The 5,536-nt window shown below is 57.9% G+C and carries 1 protein-coding gene and 3 rRNA genes; all 4 read right to left on the bottom strand.

Going from position 1 to position 5,536, the window contains the following annotated elements; genetic code table 11:
* Nucleotide 1: 1 nt before the first annotated feature.
* Nucleotides 2–118, bottom strand: a 5S ribosomal RNA gene (rrf, locus tag ACI3ET_RS16195).
* 101 nt (nucleotides 119–219) lie between these two features.
* A 23S ribosomal RNA gene (locus ACI3ET_RS16190) occupies nucleotides 220–3,355 on the bottom strand.
* 466 nt (nucleotides 3,356–3,821) lie between these two features.
* A 16S ribosomal RNA gene (locus tag ACI3ET_RS16185) occupies nucleotides 3,822–5,346 on the bottom strand.
* The 16S, 23S and 5S rRNA genes sit together here, the layout of an rRNA operon.
* A gap of 5 nt (nucleotides 5,347–5,351) precedes the next feature.
* Nucleotides 5,352–5,536: hypothetical protein (locus ACI3ET_RS16180; RefSeq protein ID WP_405034101.1), on the bottom strand; the 185-nt coding region annotated here is incomplete at its 5' end.

The raw sequence follows: 5,536 nt of genomic DNA, 5'->3' as shown, positions 1-5,536 counted from the left end.
AGTCCGGCGGTGTCCTACTCTCCCACACCGTCACCAGTGCAGTACCATCGGCGCTGTCAGGCTTAGCTTCCGGGTTCGGAATGTGACCGGGCGTTTCCCTGACGCTATGACCGCCGTAACGCTGTCGAGTTCGTGAACGTGCACCTGGGACACCCCCGGGTGGGGGGTGTGGCGGCGTTCGTATCTCGAGAGACCGTACAGTGGACGCGTAACATCTTTGTTGTTAAGTTGTCGGCTTATTAGTACCGGTCAGCTCCGCACATTACTGTGCTTCCACGTCCGGCCTATCAACCCAGTAGTCTAGCTGGGAGCCTCTCACCCCTTGCGGGGTCTGGAAACCTCATCTCGGAGTGTGCTTCCCGCTTAGATGCTTTCAGCGGTTATCACGTCCGAACGTAGCTAATCAGCGGTGCCCTTGGCAGGACAACTGACACACCAGTGGTTCGTCCATCCCGGTCCTCTCGTACTAGGGACAGCTCTCCTCAAGTTTCCTACGCGCGCAGCGGATAGGGACCGAACTGTCTCACGACGTTCTAAACCCAGCTCGCGTACCGCTTTAATGGGCGAACAGCCCAACCCTTGGGACCGACTCCAGCCCCAGGATGCGACGAGCCGACATCGAGGTGCCAAACCATGCCGTCGATATGAGCTCTTGGGCAGGATCAGCCTGTTATCCCCGGGGTACCTTTTATCCGTTGAGCGACGGCGCTTCCACAAGCCACCGTCGGGTCACTAGTCCCGACTTTCGTCTCTGCTCGACATGTCTGTCTCACAGTCAAGCTCCCTTGTGCACTTACACTCGATACCTGATTGCCAACCAGGCTGAGGGAACCTTTGGGCGCCTCCGTTACTCTTTAGGAGGCAACCGCCCCAGTTAAACTACCCATCAGGCACTGTCCCTGATCCGGATCACGGACCGAAGTTAGATGTCCAGAACGACCAGAGTGGTATTTCAACGATGACTCCACAGACACTGGCGTGCCCGCTTCACAGTCTCCCACCTATCCTACACAAGTCGTACCGAACACCAATACCAAACTATAGTAAAGGTCCCGGGGTCTTTCCGTCCTGCTGCGCGTAACGAGCATCTTTACTCGTAGTGCAATTTCGCCGAGTTCGCGGTTGAGACAGTGGAGAAGTCGTTACGCCATTCGTGCAGGTCGGAACTTACCCGACAAGGAATTTCGCTACCTTAGGATGGTTATAGTTACCACCGCCGTTTACTGGCGCTTAAGTTCAGAGCTTCGCCTCACGGCTAACCCGTCCCCTTAACGTTCCAGCACCGGGCAGGCGTCAGTCCGTATACATCGTCTTGCGACTTCGCACGGACCTGTGTTTTTAGTAAACAGTCGCTTCTCCCTGGTCTCTGCGGCCGTCCGTGCCAACCCGTGAAGGGTTTCACACGTCGGGCCCCCCTTCTCCCGAAGTTACGGGGGCATTTTGCCGAATTCCTTAACCACGATTCACTCGATCGCCTTGGTATTCTCTACCCAACCACCTGAGTCGGTTTGGGGTACGGGCGGCTCGGACCTCGCTAGGAACTTTTCTAGGCAGCATAGGATCACCCTGCTTCCCGCATACGCGGTCACTGTCAAGCCTCGGGCACTGATGGGGCGGATTTACCACTCCCCGGCCCTGCGCTCTTGGACGTGGACTACCATCGCCACGCGGAGGCTACCTTCCTGCGTCCTTCCATCGCTTACCTACTACACGCTCGGGTCACGCGTTCGACCCACCCACGACCCGCCCCCGAAGGGACGAGACCGTGATCGGCAGGCGTCAGGCGCTTAGCATCACACGATTCGGTACTTGGCGGTCCTTCGCCGGTTCCGGAATATCAACCGGATGTCCATCGACTACGCCTGTCGGCCTCGCCTTAGGTCCCGACTTACCCAGGGCAGATTAGCTTGACCCTGGAAACCTTGGTTATTCGGCGGAAGAGTTTCTCGCTCTTCTTTCGCTACTCATGCCTGCATTCTCACTCGTGTCGCGTCCACACCTCGATCACTCGGATGCTTCACTCGCGACACGACGCTCCCCTACCCAGCAACACGCCTGGACCCGCACCACGAGGGTGAGGGCCGAGCAATATGTCACTGCCACAGCTTCGGTGGTGTGCTTGAGCCCCGCTACATTGTCGGCGCGGAATCACTTGACCAGTGAGCTATTACGCACTCTTTAAAGGGTGGCTGCTTCTAAGCCAACCTCCTGGTTGTCACAGCAACTCCACATCCTTTCCCACTTAGCACACGCTTTGGGACCTTAGCTGGTGATCTGGGCTGTTTCCCTCTCGACTACGAAGCTTATCCCCCGCAGTCTCACTGCCATGCTCTCACTTACCGGCATTCGGAGTTTGGCTGACGTCAGTAACCCGGTGGGGCCCATCAGCCATCCAGTAGCTCTACCTCCGGCAAGAAACACATGACGCTGCACCTAAATGCATTTCGGGGAGAACCAGCTATCACGGAGTTTGATTGGCCTTTCACCCCTACCCACAGCTCATCCCCTCAGTTTTCAACCTAAGTGGGTTCGGGCCTCCACGCGGTCTTACCCGCGCTTCACCCTGGCCATGGGTAGATCACTCCGCTTCGGGTCTAGACCCAGCGACTCAATCGCCCTGTTCGGACTCGCTTTCGCTACGGCTTCCCCACACGGGTTAACCTCGCCACTGAGCACTAACTCGCAGGCTCATTCTTCAAAAGGCACGCCGTCACCAGCCCGCAGGCCAGCTCCGACGGATTGTAAGCACACGGTTTCAGGAACTATTTCACTCCCCTCCCGGGGTACTTTTCACCTTTCCCTCACGGTACTTGTCCGCTATCGGTCACCAGAGAATATTTAGGCTTAGCAGGTGGTCCTGCCAGATTCGTACGGGATTTCTCGGGCCCCGTACTACTTGGGACGTGCGCAACGGAGTCGTCGACGTTTAAGCTACCGGGGTCTCACCGTCTGTGCCAGGCCTTTCCAGACCCTTCGCCTACATCAACGATTTCTTACTCCGCACCGGCTTGGTAGCACCGGTACACGCAATCCCACGACCCCCCGACTGCAACCCCTACCAGGTGATCGCACAGCCGAGGTTTAGCCTGATCCGCTTTCGCTCGCCACTACTCACGGAATCACTGTTGTTTTCTCTTCCTGTGGGTACTGAGATGTTTCACTTCCCCACGTTCCCTCCACGCACCCTATATATTCAGGTGCGGGTGACTGGAGATGAGTCCAGCCGGGTTTCCCCATTCGGAAATCCTCGGATCAATGTCTGGTTATCGACTCCCCGAGGCTTATCGCAGATTCCTACGTCCTTCTTCGGTTTCTGGTGCCAAGGCATCCACCGTGTGCCCTTAAAAACTTAAGCCACAAAGATGCTCGCGTCCACTGTACAGTTCTCAACATACGACCAGGCCAACCCCGGGCACACCACCCCACCACACACACCCGGCTCCGAAGAACCAGGCACGGGTATGGGATCACCCAGGGCCCCAGCACGAGGCGACCAGGACCACGCACCCCCCGCACCCCTCCCCTCTCGAGGAGACGCACGAACAGCACGCAGGCCCGATCCCTCAGGACCCAACAACGTGTCAGCACCACCACCCCCGCACCGGCCCCACCCTTCCCACACCCAGCACACCACCACCCACCCCCCAGAAGGAGGACGGGCACGGCGCACCAGGTCGTACTCAGGCACAGACCGACGCACGAGACGACGGCGACAGAGAACTGATGTTCCACCCAGAGCAACCCACCGTGGGACGAACGCCCACGCAGCAGGCCACAGAACCACACCACCAAGAAGCGGCATGGCCCACGGTGCTCCTTAGAAAGGAGGTGATCCAGCCGCACCTTCCGGTACGGCTACCTTGTTACGACTTAGTCCCAATCACCAGCCCCACCTTCGACAGCTCCCTCCCACAAGGGGTTGGGCCACCGGCTTCGGGTGTTGCCGACTTTCGTGACTTGACGGGCGGTGTGTACAAGGCCCGGGAACGTATTCACCGCAGCGTTGCTGATCTGCGATTACTAGCGACTCCGACTTCATGGGGTCGAGTTGCAGACCCCAATCCGAACTGAGACCGGCTTTAAGGGATTCGCTCCACCTCGCGGTATCGCAGCCCTCTGTACCGGCCATTGTAGCATGCGTGAAGCCCAAGACGTAAGGGGCATGATGATTTGACGTCATCCCCACCTTCCTCCGAGTTGACCCCGGCAGTCTCCTATGAGTCCCCACCATCACGTGCTGGCAACATAGAACGAGGGTTGCGCTCGTTGCGGGACTTAACCCAACATCTCACGACACGAGCTGACGACAACCATGCACCACCTGTGTACCGACCTTGCGGGGCCCCCATCTCTGGAGGTTTCCGGTACATGTCAAGCCTTGGTAAGGTTCTTCGCGTTGCATCGAATTAATCCGCATGCTCCGCCGCTTGTGCGGGCCCCCGTCAATTCCTTTGAGTTTTAGCCTTGCGGCCGTACTCCCCAGGCGGGGCGCTTAATGCGTTAGCTGCGGCACGGACCCCGTGGAATGGGACCCACACCTAGCGCCCAACGTTTACGGCGTGGACTACCAGGGTATCTAATCCTGTTCGCTCCCCACGCTTTCGCTTCTCAGCGTCAGTGATGGCCCAGAGACCTGCCTTCGCCATCGGTGTTCCTCCTGATATCTGCGCATTCCACCGCTACACCAGGAATTCCAGTCTCCCCTACCATACTCTAGCCTGCCCGTACCCACTGCAAGCCCGAGGTTGAGCCCCGGGATTTCACAGCAGACGCGACAAGCCGCCTACAAGCTCTTTACGCCCAATAATTCCGGACAACGCTCGCACCCTACGTATTACCGCGGCTGCTGGCACGTAGTTAGCCGGTGCTTCTTCTGCTCCTACCGTCACAATAAAGCTTCGTCAGAGCTGAAAGAGGTTTACAACCCGAAGGCCGTCATCCCTCACGCGGCGTCGCTGCATCAGGCTTTCGCCCATTGTGCAATATTCCCCACTGCTGCCTCCCGTAGGAGTCTGGGCCGTGTCTCAGTCCCAGTGTGGCCGGTCACCCTCTCAGGCCGGCTACCCGTCGTCGCCTTGGTGGGCCATTACCCCACCAACAAGCTGATAGGCCGCGAGTCCATCCTCCACCACAAAAGCTTTCCACCCCATACCCATGCAGGTTGAGGTCGTATCCAGTATTAGCACCGGTTTCCCGGAGTTATCCCAGAGTGAAGGGCAGGTTACTCACGTGTTACTCACCCGTTCGCCACTAATCCACGGTGCAAGCACCGCTTCATCGTTCGACTTGCATGTGTTAAGCACGCCGCCAGCGTTCGTCCTGAGCCAGGATCAAACTCTCCGATAAAAACCTTAGATCCCTAGAAGAGAGCCAAGCCTGACAAAAACCACCACACCCCACCGGGGGCGGCAAGACATGGTGGCCAAAAAAGATAAAACATTGGCATCAATAATCTGACACGCTGTTGAGTTCTCAAGGATCGGACGCACACCACCAACACCACACTCATCAAGTGCACTGCTACCTGGGGCAACCT

The organism is Ornithinimicrobium jinqii, from assembly GCF_045032595.1.
GTDB lineage: Bacteria > Actinomycetota > Actinomycetes > Actinomycetales > Dermatophilaceae > Ornithinicoccus.
This window is presented reverse-complemented; position numbering and strand designations above follow the sequence as displayed.